The organism is Salipiger marinus, from assembly GCF_035481585.1.
In the GTDB taxonomy this organism is placed as follows: Bacteria; Pseudomonadota; Alphaproteobacteria; order Rhodobacterales; family Rhodobacteraceae; genus Salipiger; species Salipiger marinus.
The window spans coordinates 128186-144110 of record NZ_JAYKSL010000013.1; the positions used below are offsets into that span (position 1 = coordinate 128186).

The window sequence follows — 15925 nt, forward strand, 5'->3', positions numbered from 1 at the left end:
GAACGGCATGGGACGACTGGTGAAATGGCTGCTTATTCTTTTGATCCTCGGCGGGATCGCTCTGGTGGCCTATGCGTATGTGGGGCCGTTCTTCGGCGCCAACTTCGCGCCGCCGCAGACCGAAATCCGCCAGCCTGTGGAGCTTGATGCGAACTGAGACCCTTCTTCTGACGGGTCTGTGCCTGCTCGCCTCTCCGCTTGCCGCGCAGGATCCGCTGTCGGCCATCGACTGGCTGCACTCCGCCCCGCGGGGTCTGACCGCCATCCCGCAGCACATGGCCCCCCCGCGCAGCGAGCCGCCGGTGGCGGCCACCGGCACCGTGCCTGCGGTGGACAGCGCGCCGCTGGACGCGCCGTCGCAGGATGCGGCGGGGCTGCTGCCGATGTCGGTGACCGGCCTGCCGCGCAGCCTGTGGTCGCGCAGCGACGGGCCGGTGCTGATCCCGCTGCTGGGGGCGGTGGATCCGGTGGTGCCCGCCCTCGCCGCCCAGCTTCTGACGCTGCTTCTGGCCGAGGCCGACGCGCCGCGCGGCAGCGGCGGCGCGGGCGCCAGCTTTCTGGCCGCCCGGCTGGACCGGCTGATGCAGGAAGGTGCTGTGGATGCCGCGCTTGCGCTGGTGGATCAGGCGGGCGGGGCCGGGGATCCGAAGATCTTTGCCCGCTGGCGCGATCTGGCGCTGATCGCGGGCGAACCCGACGCCCCCTGCGCGGCGCTGCGCCGCAATCCGCATCTCAGCGATGATCTGCCCACCCGCATCTTCTGCGAGGCGCGCGGCGGCAGCTGGGATCATGCCGTCACGATCTTTGGCAGCGCGCGGGCCTTGGGCCAGATCGACGCGCGCGAAGCCGACCTGCTGGCGCGGTTTCTGGATCCCGACCTGATCGAGGGCGCGGAGCCGGTGCCCCCGCCCGCGCGCCCGACGCCGCTGGAATTCCGCCTGTTCGAAACCATCGGCGAGGCGCTGCCCACCCAGCCGCTGCCGCGCGCCTTCGCCGCCGCCGATCTGGGCGGCACCAGCGGCTGGCGGGCGCAGATCCTTGCCGCCGAACGGCTGGCGCGGCGCGGCACCGTGTCGGAAAACCGGCTTCTGGGCATCTATACCGACCGCGCCCCCGCCGCCTCTGGCGGGGTCTGGGACCGGGTCGCGGCGGTGCAGGCGCTGGACCGCGCGCTGGCGCAGAACCGGACCGAAGAGGTGGCCCCCGCGCTGCTGGCGGTCTGGCCGCAGATGCGCAGCGCCGGGCTGCTGGTGCCCTTTGCCCAGCTTTTTGCCGACCGTCTTGACGGTCTGCCGCTGGAGGGGCGCGCGGCAGATCTGGTGCCGCGTGCAAGGCTGCTGGCCGATGGCTACGAGACCGCCGCCGCCGGGATGGATCCTGCCCCGGGGCTGCTGCACGACGCCGCGGCCATCGCGCGGGGCCGCGCCCCCGACAGCCCGCCGCAGACCGCGCAGCGGCTGGCCGTCGCCGCTGCATGGGCCGAAGACAGCCTGCCGCCCGAACCGCTCGCCACCCAGTTGCGCGAGGGCCGTCTGGGCGAGGTCATCCTGCGCGCCATGGCGCTGTTTGCCTCGGGGGCTGAGGGCAATCATGCCGATCTGACCGATGCGCTGGCCACGTTCCGTGCCATGGGGCTGGAAGACACCGCGCGCCGCGCCGCGATCCAGCTGATGATCCTCTCTGACGAAGGCGCGCCGCTATGAGTGCCGCGCACTGGGTCTCGGCCTTTCTGGAAACGCAGGCCGCCGAACGCGGGGCTGCCGACAACACCCAGCTGGCCTATGGCCGCGATCTGCTGGATTTCACCGGCTGGCTGGCCGCGCGCCAGCTGGATCTGGCCCGTGCGCAGCGCGCCGATGTCGAGGCCTATCTGATCGGCTGCGAGGCCGAGGGGCTGGCGCTGTCGACCCGCGCGCGGCGGCTCTCCTCCATCAAGCAGCTTTACCGCTTCGCCTTCGAGGAAGGGCTGCGTCTGGACAACCCGGCGGTGCAGATCACCGGGCCGGGCCGGGCCAAGCGCCTGCCCAAGACGCTGTCGGTGGAGGAGGTGGACCAGATGCTGGTGGCGGCACAAAGCCATGGCCGCACGCCCGAGGATCACCTGCGCAATGCCTGCCTGATGCAGCTGCTTTACGCCACCGGCATGCGGGTCAGCGAGCTGGTGACGCTGCCGCTGTCCTCGGCGCGGGGCGATCCGCGCATGCTGCTGATCCGCGGCAAGGGCGGCAAGGAACGCATGGTGCCGCTGTCCCCCCCTGCCCGCGTGGCGCTGGCTGGCTGGCTGGCCTGCCGCGACGGGCAGGAAGACCGGGCGCGTCTGGCGGGCAAGCCCGCCTCCGGCTTTCTTTTTGCCTCGCGCGGGAAGGCCGGGCACCTGACGCGGCACGCCTTTTACCTGCTGATCAAGGACATTGCCGTGGCGGCGGGCGTGTCTCCGGCCAAGGTCACGCCGCACACGCTGCGCCATGCCTTCGCCACACATCTGCTCGCCAATGGCGCCGATCTGCGCGCGATCCAGACCTTTCTCGGCCATGCCGATGTCGCCACCACCGAAATCTACACCCATGTGCTGGAGGAACGGCTGCGCGATCTGGTGCTGGACCATCACCCGCTGGCCCGCGACCGCTAAGCGCGCTTGAAACCGCCCGATCCGGGCCGCATATCTAGAAAAAAGACGGAATAGACAGATCCCATGGACATGCCCGACGCCGCGATGCTTGACGCCACTTTCTGGATGACCACCGGCGCGATTTTCGTGCTGATCCTGTTCTCCGCCTTCTTCTCCGGATCCGAGACGGCGCTGACCGCCGCCTCGCGCGGGAAGCTGCGCGCGGCACAGGACCGTGGCTCCAAAAGCGCCGAGATGGCGCTGAAGATCACCGAGGACAATGAACGGCTGATCGGCTCGGTCCTGCTGGGCAACAACCTTGTCAACATCCTTGCCACCTCGCTGGCCACCGCGCTGTTCACCCGGCTTCTGGGCGACAGCGGCGTGGCCATTGCCACGCTGGCGATGACCTTTCTGGTGCTGATCTTTGCCGAGGTGCTGCCCAAGACCTATGCGATCACCAATCCCGAAGCGGCGGCGGCGCGCGTGGCGCCCCCGATCCGGGTGGTCATCCTGATCTTTTCGCCGGTGGTGGCCGCGATCCGGGCGCTGGTGCGGCTGATGCTGCGGGTGTTCGGGGTCAAGACCGACCCCGACAGCCATATCCTTGCCGTGCGTGAAGAAATCGCGGGCGCGCTGCAGCTTGGCCATTCCGAAGGCGTGGTGGACCGCGAGGACCGCGACCGCATCCTTGGCGCGCTGGATCTGGCCGAACGCACGGTCGAGGAGATCATGCTGCACCGGTCCGGCATCGAGATGATCAATGCCGATTCCGATCCGCGCGCGATCCTGCAGCAATGTCTGGACAGCAGCCACACCCGCCTGCCGATCTTTCGCGGCGAGCACGAGAACATCATCGGCGTCGTCCATGCCAAGGATCTGCTGCGGGCGATGTATGATTTCATGGCAAAGGCCGGCGCGCAGGGCTTTGACGCGCTGGACGATTTCCGCATCACCGACGTGATGATGAAGCCTTATTTCGTGCCCGACACCACCACGCTGGCCGACCAGATGCGCAACTTCCTGCGCCGCCGGACCCATTTTGCGCTGGTGGTGGACGAATACGGCTCGCTCGAAGGTCTCATCACGCTGGAAGACATCCTGGAAGAGATCGTGGGCGAGATCACCGACGAACACGACCCCGCCGCCGAACAGCAGGTGCGCGCCGACGAGGAAGGCTGGTTCTGGCTGGATGGCGGCACCACGATCCGCGACCTGAACCGTGCCACCGACTGGGCGCTGCCCGATGACGAGGCCAACACCATCGCGGGGCTGGTCATTCACGAGGCGCAGATGATCCCGACCGTGGGCCAGAAGTTCAGCTTCCACGGCTTCCGGATGGAGGTCATGGAGCGCGAGAACAACCGCATCACTCGGCTGCGGGTGCGGCCGCAAACCCCGATTCGGACGTAAACGGCACTTCTTCGGCGGGATCGACGGGCAGTTCGGCGCGCAGCACGAAGCCGCCCGGCTCCCGCCCCTGCGTCAGCAACCCGCCCACCTGCTGCGCTGCCGCCTCCAGCAGCCGGGCGCCAAGCGCCGAGCTTGCCAGCACGTCCAGCCGCGATCCCGGCTCCGGCCCCGGACCATTGTCGCGGCAGGTAAAGACCAGCGCGTTGGGGCCGTGCCGCTCCAGCGTGAAGCGCACCTCGGCCCCGGCATACTGGCCGCGAAACGCATATTTCCCGGCATTGGCCGCAAATTCGCTGGCCATCACCCCGATGGAGGCCGCGACGCGCGACTCCACCTCCAGATCGGGGGCCTCGACATGCAGCACCACGCCTTCGGGCGCGTGGCGCTGCAGCAGCGTGGCGACGCGGCCCAGATAGGTGTCGATGCGCACAAAATGCATCTTGGAGGTCTGGTTCAGCGCCGCATGCAGCTGCGACACGGAATCGACCCGACGGGCGATGGCATCCAGCGCCTCGCGGGTTTCGTCATTGCCCGACCGTCCCCGGTAGAGCCGGATGGTGGAGGCGACGGTCTGCAGCGAGTTCTTCACGCGGTGGTCGATTTCCTCGCGCAGCACTTCCTTGTTGGCGAGCGCACGCTGCAGATCCAGCTGCCGCATCACCTGCCCGGCCATCACCTCCAGCAGGCGGCGCTGCAGCGGGGCCAGCTTGCGCGGATGATGGTCCAGCACGCAGAGCGTGCCGATGCGGTGGCCGCTGCGGGTGACCAGCGGCGCCCCGGCATAATAGCGCATCGTCCCGCTCAGCCCGCAGCACAGCGGGTTGTCGGCGCTGCGCAGATCCAGCAGCGTGTCCTCGATTTCCAGAACCCCGTCCTGCAGGATGGCATGGGCGCAGATCGACTGCTCCAGCGGGCTGCCGTCCAGCTCCAGCCCATGCGCCGCCTTGAACCACTGCCGGTCCTCGTCAACCAGACTGATCAGCGCCACCGGCATGTCGAGCTGGGCCGCCAGCAGGTCCACCACCTCGTCGAACGCGGGCTCGCGCCCGGTGTCAAGAATGCGGAAGCTGCGCAATTCGGCAAGCCGCTCCTGCTCGTCCTCCGAACGTCGCGCTAGTCCCATAGGCTGTACTGTCCTTTCCAGCCCGTCATCCGGGCCGCCGCATCTGTCGTGTCTCTGGTTTATTTTCGATTTGAGGTAATCTGTTACCCAAAGTGTCAAGGAAAAACCCCGGATTTAGCTGCTGATGGCACGCATTCCGGACAAAAACCGCAGACCCCGCCCCCCGGACACGCTATAGCTGTGCGCATGGGAGCGATTGCCGTCCTGATTCCCGCCGCCGGGGCCAGCCGCCGGATGCGCGGCACTGACAAGCTGCTGATGCAGGTCGGCGGCGAGGCGCTGCTGCGCCGTCAGGCCCGGCAGGCGCTGCAAGCGGCGGATCATGTGACCGTCACCCTGCCCGACCCCGACCACCCCCGCGCCGCCGCGCTGGCGGGGCTGCCGGTGCAGCTGGTCTTTGTGCCCGACGCTGACAGCGGCATGTCCGCCTCGCTGCGGCGGGGCATCGGCCTGCTGCCCGAGGATATGGACGCGGCGATGATCCTGCCCGCCGACATGCCCGACCTCACCGTCGAGGATCTGCAGGCGCTGATCGCGCTGTTCCGCGCCCTGCCCCGTCCGATGCTGCTGCAGGGCTGCAGCGACAAGGACATCCCCGGCCATCCCGTGCTGTTCCCTGCTGACTGTTTCCCGGCGATGCTGGCGCTTTCCGGCGATCAGGGCGCGCGCGCCGTGCTGGCGGCGAACCGGCACCGCCTGCGCCTTGTGACCCTGCCCGACCGCCACGCGCTGACCGATCTGGACACGCCCGAGGCCTGGGCCGAATGGCAGGCGCGCCAGCCCTCCTGACCCCTTGCTCCAAAAGAAAACGGAGCGGCCTGCGCCGCTCCGCTTCCCTGTCCGCCCCGGTGCAAGGGTCGGTTGCACCGGGGCGAGCTGCCTAATCGAACCAACCGGGTCTCAGGACCGGGTCAGCAGCTGTGCCTCGTGCTTCTTCAGCGACCGGCGGGCGGCGCCATAGGCGCGCAGACCTTCGGCCTGTTCCAGTTCGGGGAACAGTTCATAGATTTCCGAGCGCTGCGCCTCGTCGATGCCGCGCAGGGTGTAATCGCCGGGCTGGAAGCTTTCGCTCCAGACGCCGTTCGACAGCACCACCTCGTGCTGGTCGAACATGAAGTGGATGTAGCTGACCCCCAGCGTCCCCACCTCGTCCACGCCATCAAGCCCGGTCAGATGCTTGGCTGCGGCCAGCACCTCGCGCTCTTCGAAGTAAAGCGCGGTCTTGTCATTGGCGACAAGGATGCGGTGGTTCGGCGACACCAGCAGGTCATGCATGGGCATGTTTTTCCCAAGCGCCCCCTTCTGGATCAGCACCGGGCGCATCTGCGGCCTGCGCGCCAGATCAAAGCCGGTCAGATCCTTGCGCCCGATCCAGCGGATTTCCTGAATGCCGTTGTCGCGGGTGATGACCCGGTCGCCGACCTGCAGATCCTCGACCAGACGTTCGCCCTGCGGCGTGGCGATCAGGGTGCCGGGGGTGAAACAGGGCACCACGCCGCCATCCAGAACCTCGACCGTGATATTGGCCTCGGCGGTGCCGCCATTGCCATCGGTGACGGTATAGTTGAAGGAATCGAACCCGGTGAAGCTGCCATTGGGCGTGTAGCTGACCGTGCCATCCTCGTTCAGCACGACCGTGCCGTTTTCGGAACTGCCGATCCCGGTGACGGTCAGCGGATCGCCATCCGCATCGGTGTCGTTCAGCGTCGGATCGAAGGTGATCGCCGTCTCGTCATCGGTGGTGAACAGATCGTCCACGGCGACGGGGGGCGTGTTGCCGCCGGGCACGGTGTCATCGCCCACGGTCACGATGATCTCGCCGGTATCGGTGCCGCCATTGCCGTCATCGACGGTGTAGGTGATCGTGTCCTCGCCGATGAAGCCGGTATCGGGCGTATAAGTCACGCTGCCATCGTCGCCCACGGTGACGGTGCCATTGTCCGGATCGGTGACATCGGTCACGGTCAGCGGATCGCCATCCGGATCGGTGTCATTGTCGGTGGGATCGAAGGTCACCGGGGTGTCGGTGCCGGTGGTGATGTCATCATCCACGGCAACGGGCGGCGTGTTGGTGCCGTCGCCATCCTCCACCGTCACCACCACCTCGCCGGTCGCGGTGCCGCCATTGCCGTCGGTGATCGTGTAGGTGATCGTGTCTTCGCCGGTGAAGCCGGTGGCGGGCACATAGCTCAGCGTGCCGTCTTCGTTGATCGTGACGGTGCCATTGGCGGGCTGGGTCACTCCGGTCACGGTCAGCGGATCGCCGTCCGGGTCGCTGTCATTGGTCAGCACGTCGATGGTGACGGCAGTGTCGACCGGCGTGTCGGCCAGATCGTCCACGGCCACCGGCGGCGTGTTGCCGCCATCGCCCACATCCACGGTGGAAAAGGCGACATCGGAAATCAGCACGCCCTGCGCGCTGTCGCCGCCATTGGCATAGACCACCTCGATCCGGGCCACGGGGCCGGGAATGGTCACCTGCAGGCTGCCCGACGCCGCGTCGAACGAGGTCACTTCGGTGCCGGTGGCGGTGCCGCCGCTGACCGAGGCGCTGCCGAAAGGCTGCAGATCGACCGGCAGGCTGTTGCCCTCCGCATCATAGGCAAGGATCGTCACATTGTCCTGAAACGAGGTGCCTGCGGTCGGGGTGCCGCTGGTCGAGTCGTCGGCCAGATCGCCCAGATCCGCGCCCGCGCCGCCATCTACGTCATTGAGCAGGAAGGACACGTTCTGCACCGAGCCGGTATAAAGCGCATCGGTGGAGCGGAAATCCATCACCGTGGTCGAGGTGGCGGAAACCGCGCCGCCGTCACCGCCATCGCCGTAAAGCTTCAGGTGCGAATTGGGATCCACATCCGAACCGGCGGGCACATAGCCGTCATAATTGGCGGTAAAGGCCTCGGCCCCCGCATCCTGCGCGGTAAAGGTGATGTCCACCGCGATGCCGCCCGTATCCACCGTGGTGGACACGCCCCCCGCGGGCGGAGTGTCGAGGTTGGTGCCAAATCCACCCAGAGCGGCCCAGTCCAAAACCAAATCAGCCATTGTTCGACCCTTTCACATCAGACGGGGCATGCCCCATGCCGCAAGGCGGCACCGGCGCCACGCGCCGACGGTTTCATTGCTCGTCATGCCTGCAAGACTGCGTGAGACCACCGCACCTCTGATGCCCGCGCGTTATCTGCGGGCGAAGCTGCCTGCCGGTGGCGGCGGGGGTGTCCCCCTGTCGCGTCCTCTCGCATCCCTGAGGATGACTTCAAGTTCGGCGGCCGCCCCCGTGGCCAGATCTCTTCGCCCGGTGACGGGCTTGAGACCGTGAATAAAGGCAGCCGTTCGCCGGTCAAAGCAAAAAATGGCGTAAAACGGGCAGGATGGCAGGCAGCGTGACCTCTTTGCGATGGCAGCCCGGCAAGTTTGTCGCTGGTTGGGCGGGCAGGACGTTTCTGATTTTCACCAAATTTCAACCCTGCAGTGCTGCATCTTTTATGAAAATCGCGTGAATCCAGTTGAAACCTCGGCCCGGTGTTTGCCGGGCTCTCTGAATTGATCCTGATCCGGAAACAGATCCCTCGCTCCACCACCTGTCGCTGCGCCGGGACTGCCGCCGCCAGAATGTGGCGTCTTTTGTCACGCGGACAGAACCAATTCGCTGACATCTGACGGATTGAACAGCGTGGCGCGGGCCCTAGGGGTCCGGCGCGGCGAATCGTCTCCAGCTCGGCCCGCCTGCGCTGCTCCATCACTGAGGTCGGGCAATCCAAGTTTCAGGTATAGGCGCTGCATCAAAAGCCGTGCGGCATAGCGGGCTGCGGTCCGCTCACATGGCGCTCCGCAGCGTCTGCGGCGGAACCATTGTCACCCGCTTTCATGGCGAGACTGCAGTCCCTGTCAGGTTCATCCCCGAAACCATAAGCGTCCCAGACCCGCACACCGAAGCCGCAGTGGGTGGTCATGTGTTCGTTCTGCACCCCTCTCCTGCAACGGGCGTCGGGCATGACCACAAGTCGGGCATGACCACAAACCGCGGACGGAATGCCCCATTCGGGGGCACGTCCCCGCCAACTGTCGCCTGCTCACCTTGCCTTCTGTCTGCCTGCAGCATGGTCAGACCTGCGGTTGCTCACAAGGCGGGCGCCGCCGCGTGTGATCAGCGTGGTGGCAATGGTCGTCCACCTGCCGCGCGGTCAGGGTGCGGGTCCATGTCAGCCGCGCCTGACCTTTCAGGTGATGTCGCGTACCATCTCCGGCATCTGGCTCTTTACCAAGCACGGCTTCGTGCCAATTCGGGCAGGAGTGCGGTCGGGCCAGACGCTCTTGGCCAAGACGCATTGTGGCTGAGCGTGAGGCGACATTCACATCACGGGTGCGGAGGCACATCTCCGCTGCGATGAGCCACGTCTCGGAATCGCCTCACGCTCAGGCTGCAGCAGCGGGAAGTGCGGCTCAGAACTCATCCCAGCCTTCGATGACCCCGCTGCTGCGGCGGATCTCTGCGGCGGCGGCTGAAGGTGCCGAGGCGACCGCCACTTTCTCCGGCGCGCGCACCGGCTTTTTCGGCGCAACCGGCGCCCCCCAGCCGCCGGAGGTGGCGGAGTCAGAGCGGAACACCGCCAGCGTGTCGGACAGCCTGTGCGCCTCGGTGTTGAGGCTTTGGCCTGCGGCGTTCAGTTCTTCGACCACGGCGGCGTTGTGCTGCGTCATGGTTTCCAGCCGCTGCACCCCCTCGTTGATCTCCGACAGGCCGTTGGTCTGGCCCCGCACCGCCAGCGCAATTTCAGAGATCAGCGCACCCAGCCCGTCCACCTGTTCCAGCACCTGCCCCAGCGAGGCGCCGGTCTGCTGCACCAGCGAACTGCCCTCGCGCACCTCGTCATTGCTGTCGCGGATCAGCGTCTTGATCTCCTGCGCGGCTTCGGCGGCGGTCTGGGCCAGACTGCGCACCTCCGACGCGACCACGGCAAAGCCGCGGCCCGCCTCCCCGGCCCGCGCCGCCTCCACCCCGGCGTTCAGCGCCAGGAGATTGGTCTGAAACGCGATGTCGTCGATGGCCGAGATGATCTGGTTGATCTTGACCGAGGCATCCTCGATGCGGCGGATCGCTTCGATGGCCTTGCGCAGCACCAGTTCGCTCTCCGAAGAAAGCCGCCGGCTGGTCTGCGCCAGCCCGTCGGCGCGCTCTGCGGTTTCGGCGATCTCCTGCCCGGTGCGCGCCAGCTGGTCCAGCGCGGCGGCAGAGCTTTCCAGCGTGCCCGCCTGTTCCTCTACCCGATGCGCAAGGTCATCCGAGCTTGTGCCGATCTCTTCGGAGGCGCCCCGCACCCCTGCAGCCACCGCCGCCACCTCTGCCATCGCCGCTTCGAGGCTGGCGATCCCGGCGTTGAAGTCGTGCCGCAGCGCCTCGTATTCCTCGGGGAAAGGCGTTCCGCCCTCCGTTTCGATCCGTGCTGCCAGATCGCGCTGCGCCAGCCGCGCCAGCCCCTCGCGCAGCGCCCCCACGACCCGGTCCTGTTCGGCGCGCCGGGTGGCAACGGCGGCATCCTGCGCGCGTGCCTCGGTGAGCCGCTGGCGGAAAACCTCGACCGCGCGCGCGGTGGCACCCAGCTCGTCACCGCGCTGCAGATGCGGCACCGGCGCCTGCAGATCCCCGGTCGCCATGGTTTCGAGCCGGGCCGAAATGGCGTAAAGCGGGCGCAGACTGCTGCTCAGCAGCAGCAGCAGCGCGGGAATGCCAAGCGCCAGCGCCACCAGCGACAGCACGAGCCCGGTCATCTGCTGCCGGGCCACGCGGACATCCACCAGAGATTTGTCGACCCCGGCATAGAAGATCCCGATCACCGCGCCCGTGGCATCCTCGATCGGCTGGTAGATCGTGTAGAACGGGTTGCCGAGGATCACCGCCTCGCCATGATAGACCTCCTTGCGCAGCATCGCCGCATGCACCGGGTTCTGCTTGCCGAGCCATGTGCCGACCGCGCGCGTCCCGTCCGGCTTCACGATATTGGTGACGAGGCGCATAAAATCCCCCTCAGCCGCGTCCCAGCCGAAAACCGTGGCGGTTTCGCCTGAAATGGCCCCCACCCGGTCGATCAGGCTGGCATCGCTCAGATCCGGCAGCGCGGGCCAGATCACGCGGCTGACCCGGCCTTCGGCATCATGCTCCACCACAAGGTCAGGATAGGTCTCCGCGAAGCGGGAGGTGAGGATCCGCAGCGACGTGTCCTGCCGGAGCTGCGCCGCCGCGACCATGTTCTGCCGGGTCAGGTGGTCGAAGGCCGCCAGAAGCGCGGCGCAGATCAGCACCAGCAGCAGCGACAGTCCCAGCGCCAGCCGGGCCTTCAGGGATTTCAGCGAAAATTTCATCTCGAGGCTCCGTCAGGGACAGGATTGCCCCGCACTGTTCCGCCAAAAAGATGAATCGCCCGTCAATCCCGCCGCGCTTGACGGCATTCTCCACAAAAAAGCCCGGCGCAGCGGGGGCTGCAGCCGGGCCATCTCGCGCCAGAAGCGCGGGATCTCAGAGCATTTCGATGCGGTAGCTTTCGATCACGGTGTTGGCGAGCAGCTTCTCGCACATGTCGCGCACCGTGTCCTCGCCGGTGCCATCGGCCAGATCAAGCTCGATCACCTTGCCCTGCCGCACCGATTCCACGCCGGAAAAGCCCATGCCGCCAAGCGCATGGCGCACCGCTTCGCCCTGCGGGTCGAGCACGCCGTCCTTCAGCATCACATGCACCCGTGCCTTCATGGCTGTCTCTCCGTTCTTCCAAGGGGCGCCGCCCCTCTGTCCTTCCCGCCGGGGCGGGACTCAGTTGATGAGCTTCGGCTTGGCCACATGCGTGGCCTGCTTCGGCATGACCCCCAGACGGCGCGCCACCTCGGTATAGGCGTCGGTCAGCGAGCCAAGATCGCGGCGGAACACGTCCTTGTCGAACTTCTGGCCGGTTTCCATGTCCCAGAGCCGCATGCTGTCGGGCGAAATCTCGTCCGCCACGATCAGGCGCTGGTAATCGCCGTCATAGACGCGGCCGATCTCGATCTTGAAATCCACCAGACGGATGCCGACGCCATACATCAGCCCCGACAGGTAGTCGTTGACGCGCAGCGCAAGGCTCAGCACGTCATCCATGTCCTGCTGGCTGGCCCAGCCGAAAGCGGCGATATGCTCTTCGGTGACCAGCGGATCGCCCAGCTTGTCGTCCTTGTAGCAGTATTCCACGATGGGACGCGGCAGCGGCGTGCCTTCCTCGATGCCCAGACGGGTGGACAGCGAGCCTGCGGCAAAGTTGCGCACGATGATTTCCAGCGGGATGATCTCGCAGGCGCGGACCAGCTGTTCGCGCATGTTCAGCCGCTTGATGAAATGCGTGGGCACGCCGATGCTGTTCAACCCGGTCATGAAGAACTCGGACAGGCGGTTGTTCAGCACGCCCTTGCCTTCGATCACGTCTTTTTTCTGCGCGTTGAAGGCGGTGGCATCGTCCTTGAAATACTGCACGATCGTGCCGGGCTCGGGGCCTTCATAGAGAATCTTGGCTTTGCCTTCGTAAATCTTCTTGCGCCGTGCCATGAGAATCCTTTCGGGACCGCCCCTGCGGCCGCTGCGTGTCGACCGACCTCATAAATCAAGGGCGTGTCTGCCGCAAGCGGACACCGCAGCAGGGTTGCGCTTGCGCCTGCGCTATGGGCAAATGTCGGGCATCAGCACCACCAGCCTATTGGGAGCGAGAGCGATGACGACATTTGAAGATCGGGAAAGCGCGTTCGAAAACAAGTTCATGCATGACGAGGGGTTGCGGTTCCGCGCCGAAGCGCGCTGCAACCGGCTGCTGGGTCTCTGGGCCGCCGAAATCCTTGGCAAGACCGGAACTGAGGCCGATGCCTATGCCGCCTCCGTGGTGAAGGCCGATCTGGAGGAAGCAGGCCACGAAGATGTGCTGCGCAAGGTCAATGCCGATCTGGAAGGGCATGTGGATCCCGCCACGGTGCGCGCCAAGCGGGGCGAATTCCTGCTGGTGGCACAGGCGCAGGTGCTGAGCGAAAGCTGAGGCCCGCCTGACGCCTGAGCCCGGGCGCCGAGGCGCCCGGATCACCCTAGCGCGCGATCACCACATCCGCGCGCAGCCCGCCCAGCGTGTCGCTGCTGCCAAGCCGCAGCACGCCGCCATGGGCGCGAGCGATGTCGGCGGCGATGGCCAGCCCCAGCCCCACCCCGGTGCCGCGGTCCTGATTGCGCGCCGGATCCAGCCGGACGAAGGGGCGGATCGCGTCATCGCGGCTTTCGGGCGGAATGCCCGGACCGTCATCCTCCACCCGGAAGCGCAGCGACTTGTCGGTAAGCGTCAGCGACACCTCGCAGCGGCTGCCATAGCGCACGGCATTGTTCACCAGGTTCTCCAGCGCCCGGCGCAGCGCCGCAGGGCGCAGCACCACCTGCCCCGCGCCTTCGACCCGCACCAGCGTCACAGCACGCCCGGCCCGCCGCGCATCCTCCACCACCGACCGGGCCAGCGCCACGGGATCGGTGGGCTCGGGTTCGCCCATCTGGGCATTGCCGCGCGCAAAATCCAGAAAGGCGTCGATCAGCTGCTGCATGTCCTCCACATCGCGCTCCAGCGGCTCGCGGTCCTCGTCCTCAAGCAGCGACAGCCCCAGCCGCAGCCGGGTCAGCGGCGTGCGCAGATCGTGGCTGACCCCCGACAGCATCATGGTGCGCTGTTCGATCTGCCGTTCGATCCGGTTGCGCATGTCCAGAAAGGCGCTGCCCGCCGCCCGCACCTCCACCGCGCCGCCGGGGGAATAGGGCACATGCCGCCCGCGCCCGAAAGCCTCCGCCGCCTGTGCCAGCCGGGTGATCGGGCGCAGCTGGTTGCGCAGGTAAAGATAGGAGATGAGCGTGATCAGCATCCCGAAGAACACCATGTTCACCAGAAGCTGGTGCGGGTTGGAGGCCGAGGCCCGCGCGCGCGAAAACTCCACCTCGCGCAGGCTGCCCCCGGGCCCGCGCACCAGCACCGACACATCGGTGTCATTGGGCAGCGCCACATGTTCCACCCCGTCCACGAAGCGGCGCAGCGTGCGCGTGACCACGATGCCGGAAAAATCGAACCAGCGGCGCAGGTCGGCCTCGGGCACCACGGCCTGCGGCACCTCGCGCAGGCTCAGCCCCAGCGGCCCCGCCGCATCGGGATTGCTCAGCGCATAGCTGATGTCGCGCGCCACGCCCCGGGTCATCTGGTCCGACACGCCCTCGAAATGCCGCTGGATGAACACCACCGACACCACAAGCTGCAGCGTCAGCACCGGCAGCACGAGGATCAGCGCCGCCCGCGCATAGATACCCCGGGGCATATAGCGTTTGAGCCATTGAAAGAACATGCGCTAACCCTAGCCTGACCCGATCCGCGCCGCCATGCCGAAACGCGCCCCAGCCGAGAGAGCCCCAGCCGAGAGATGACCGATCCCCAGCCCGAGTTCCGCCCCCGCCCCGGCCAGCCCGACCCGCTTGCGCCGGGGCTGCGCCGCCTCTTGGCACCCAACCCCTCGCCCATGACCTTTCGCGGCACCAACACCTATCTGCTGGGCCGCCGCGCGGTCGCGGTGATCGATCCCGGCCCGCTGTCGGAGCCGCATCTGGAGGCGATCCTTGCCGCGCTGGAGCCGGGGGCACGGATCAGCCATATCTTCGTGACCCATGCCCATCTGGACCATTCGCCGCTGGCCCGCCCGCTGGCCGAGGCGACCGGCGCGCCGGTTCTGGCCTTTGGCGGGCCGCAGTCGGGCCGCAGCCCCGCGATGGAGGCGCTGGCCGCGTCCGGACTTGCGGGGGGCGGCGAAGGGGTCGATGCGGGATTCGCCCCCGACGAGACGCTGCCCGATGGCGCGGTGACCACGGGGCCGGACTGGCAGATCACGGCGCATCACACGCCCGGCCATTTCGGCAACCATCTGAGCCTTGAATGGCAGGGGCAGCTGTTCTCCGGCGATCTGGTCATGGGCTGGGCCAGTTCGCTGGTCTCGCCCCCCGATGGCGACGTGTCGGCCTTCATGGACTCGCTCGATAGGCTGGGGCGGCGGCGCTGGTCCCGCTTCCTGCCCGGCCATGGCGCCCCGGTGGAGGATCCCGCCGCCCGCATGGCCGAGCTTGCCAGCCACCGCCGCGCCCGCGAACAGGCGATCCTTGCCGCGCTGACCGAGGGCGCCGCCACCGCAGCAGGGCTTGCCGCACGGATCTACACCGACACGCCGCCCGCCCTTCTGCCCGCCGCCACCCGCAACGTGCTGGCCCATCTGGTCGATCTCAGCCAGCGCGGCGTGATCCAACCCCTTGGCCCGCTTGCGGAAACCGCCCGGTTCCAGCGGCTTTGACCGCGCGGCGCAGGAATTTCAAAAACCCCGTCAGAAAATCGAAAAAGCCTCTGGACACCCCCGAACCCGATTGCTAGATACCCCGCACAAGTTCCGGCGTAGCTCAGCGGTAGAGCAGTTGACTGTTAATCAATTGGTCGTAGGTTCGATCCCTACCGCCGGAGCCAAATCACCCACTAAGCCCTTGATACTCAAGGCATAGGCTGAATTTGGCAAGTACAGTGTCACACAGCACTGTAGCACAAGTTCCTGAAATGCGGGTCGCTCGTCTCCAATTCTGGAGGCCGCATCTTGGCGACCATCCCCTATCTCCTGCTGCGCGGCTCCACCTGGAGCTGGCGTCGGCGCGTGCCTGAGCTTTCCACAAAAACCCGACATTGGCAGCTGTCTCTGCGCACCACGGACCGGTCGATCGC

General features: G+C 67.0%; 13 protein-coding genes and 1 tRNA gene. 8 read left to right on the forward strand and 6 right to left on the reverse strand.

Features of this window, described 5'->3' with window-relative positions:
• Positions 1–7 precede the first annotated feature (7 nt).
• From VK682_RS17330 to VK682_RS17345, 4 genes are all read left to right on the forward strand, one after another.
• Entirely contained in the window at positions 8–157 is a 150-nt protein-coding gene (locus VK682_RS17330; protein ID WP_165616920.1) for a hypothetical protein, read from the forward strand.
• Entirely contained in the window at positions 147–1703 is a 1557-nt protein-coding gene (locus tag VK682_RS17335) for a hypothetical protein (RefSeq protein WP_324782272.1), read from the forward strand. The genes VK682_RS17330 and VK682_RS17335 overlap by 11 nt, the downstream gene beginning before the upstream one ends.
• Positions 1700–2629: a site-specific tyrosine recombinase XerD gene (locus tag VK682_RS17340; protein ID WP_230797102.1), complete on the forward strand. Its 930-nt coding sequence runs from the start codon at positions 1700–1702 to the stop codon at positions 2627–2629. Before VK682_RS17335 ends, VK682_RS17340 begins: the two co-directional genes overlap by 4 nt.
• 63 nt (positions 2630–2692) lie before the next feature.
• Positions 2693–4021, forward strand: a complete 1329-nt coding sequence (locus VK682_RS17345; RefSeq protein ID WP_165616919.1) for an HlyC/CorC family transporter — start codon at positions 2693–2695, stop codon at positions 4019–4021.
• On the opposite strand, the gene VK682_RS17350 is transcribed toward VK682_RS17345, so the two are convergent.
• A complete protein-coding gene (locus tag VK682_RS17350) occupies positions 3978–5144 on the reverse strand; it encodes a sensor histidine kinase (protein WP_324782273.1) in 1167 nt (388 codons plus the stop codon). The genes VK682_RS17345 and VK682_RS17350 overlap by 44 nt on opposite strands.
• Before the next feature lie 186 nt (positions 5145–5330).
• On the opposite strand from VK682_RS17350, the gene VK682_RS17355 reads away from it, so the two are divergent.
• Positions 5331–5933 (forward strand): nucleotidyltransferase family protein, encoded by a 603-nt coding sequence (locus VK682_RS17355; RefSeq protein ID WP_230797104.1) that lies wholly within the window; start codon positions 5331–5333, stop codon positions 5931–5933.
• A 111-nt stretch (positions 5934–6044) separates the two neighbouring features.
• On the opposite strand, the gene VK682_RS17360 is transcribed toward VK682_RS17355, so the two are convergent.
• The 4 genes from VK682_RS17360 to purC all read right to left on the reverse strand — a co-directional run bounded on the left by VK682_RS17360 (position 6045) and on the right by purC (position 12711).
• Positions 6045–8189, reverse strand: coding sequence for an Ig-like domain-containing protein (locus VK682_RS17360; RefSeq protein WP_230797105.1), 2145 nt, complete (start codon positions 8187–8189; stop codon positions 6045–6047).
• 1398 nt (positions 8190–9587) lie between these two features.
• Positions 9588–11504, reverse strand: a complete 1917-nt coding sequence (locus VK682_RS17365) for a methyl-accepting chemotaxis protein (protein ID WP_324782274.1) — start codon at positions 11502–11504, stop codon at positions 9588–9590.
• Positions 11505–11658: 154 nt separating this feature from the next.
• Positions 11659–11889: a phosphoribosylformylglycinamidine synthase subunit PurS gene (gene purS, locus VK682_RS17370; protein ID WP_089851705.1), complete on the reverse strand. Its 231-nt coding sequence runs from the start codon at positions 11887–11889 to the stop codon at positions 11659–11661.
• 60 nt (positions 11890–11949) lie between these two features.
• Positions 11950–12711 carry a phosphoribosylaminoimidazolesuccinocarboxamide synthase gene (purC, locus tag VK682_RS17375; RefSeq protein WP_089851703.1) on the reverse strand — a complete coding sequence of 254 codons (762 nt, stop codon included), beginning with the start codon at positions 12709–12711 and terminating at the stop codon, positions 11950–11952.
• Between the two features lie 163 nt (positions 12712–12874).
• On the opposite strand from purC, the gene VK682_RS17380 reads away from it, so the two are divergent.
• Positions 12875–13189, forward strand: coding sequence for a DUF1476 domain-containing protein (locus VK682_RS17380; protein ID WP_089851701.1), 315 nt, complete (start codon positions 12875–12877; stop codon positions 13187–13189).
• A gap of 46 nt (positions 13190–13235) precedes the next feature.
• Here VK682_RS17380 and VK682_RS17385 read toward each other — a convergent pair whose 3' ends face one another.
• Positions 13236–14519, reverse strand: coding sequence for an ATP-binding protein (locus VK682_RS17385; RefSeq protein ID WP_089851699.1), 1284 nt, complete (start codon positions 14517–14519; stop codon positions 13236–13238).
• 75 nt (positions 14520–14594) lie between these two features.
• Here VK682_RS17385 and VK682_RS17390 point away from each other — a divergent pair, with 75 nt between their 5' ends.
• Together VK682_RS17390 and VK682_RS17395 are read left to right on the forward strand one after the other, a co-directional pair.
• Positions 14595–15509 (forward strand): MBL fold metallo-hydrolase, encoded by a 915-nt coding sequence (locus tag VK682_RS17390; protein WP_230797107.1) that lies wholly within the window; start codon positions 14595–14597, stop codon positions 15507–15509.
• 92 nt (positions 15510–15601) lie between these two features.
• Positions 15602–15676 (forward strand) — tRNA-Asn (locus VK682_RS17395).
• Positions 15677–15925: the final 249 nt, after the last annotated feature.

Bases quoted from the DNA above. Each gene is read 5' to 3' on its own strand.
- VK682_RS17330 (WP_165616920.1), top strand. From the start codon at position 8: ATGGGACGACTGGTGAAATGGCTGCTTATTCTTTTGATCCTCGGCGGG.
- VK682_RS17335 (WP_324782272.1), top strand. From the start codon at position 147: ATGCGAACTGAGACCCTTCTTCTGACGGGTCTGTGCCTGCTCGCCTCT.
- VK682_RS17340 (WP_230797102.1), top strand. From the start codon at position 1,700: ATGAGTGCCGCGCACTGGGTCTCGGCCTTTCTGGAAACGCAGGCCGCC.
- VK682_RS17345 (WP_165616919.1), top strand. From the start codon at position 2,693: ATGGACATGCCCGACGCCGCGATGCTTGACGCCACTTTCTGGATGACC.
- VK682_RS17350 (WP_324782273.1), bottom strand. From the start codon at position 5,144: ATGGGACTAGCGCGACGTTCGGAGGACGAGCAGGAGCGGCTTGCCGAA.
- VK682_RS17355 (WP_230797104.1), top strand. From the start codon at position 5,331: ATGGGAGCGATTGCCGTCCTGATTCCCGCCGCCGGGGCCAGCCGCCGG.
- VK682_RS17360 (WP_230797105.1), bottom strand. From the start codon at position 8,189: ATGGCTGATTTGGTTTTGGACTGGGCCGCTCTGGGTGGATTTGGCACC.
- VK682_RS17365 (WP_324782274.1), bottom strand. From the start codon at position 11,504: ATGAAATTTTCGCTGAAATCCCTGAAGGCCCGGCTGGCGCTGGGACTG.
- purS (WP_089851705.1), bottom strand. From the start codon at position 11,889: ATGAAGGCACGGGTGCATGTGATGCTGAAGGACGGCGTGCTCGACCCG.
- purC (WP_089851703.1), bottom strand. From the start codon at position 12,711: ATGGCACGGCGCAAGAAGATTTACGAAGGCAAAGCCAAGATTCTCTAT.
- VK682_RS17380 (WP_089851701.1), top strand. From the start codon at position 12,875: ATGACGACATTTGAAGATCGGGAAAGCGCGTTCGAAAACAAGTTCATG.
- VK682_RS17385 (WP_089851699.1), bottom strand. From the start codon at position 14,519: ATGTTCTTTCAATGGCTCAAACGCTATATGCCCCGGGGTATCTATGCG.
- VK682_RS17390 (WP_230797107.1), top strand. From the start codon at position 14,595: ATGACCGATCCCCAGCCCGAGTTCCGCCCCCGCCCCGGCCAGCCCGAC.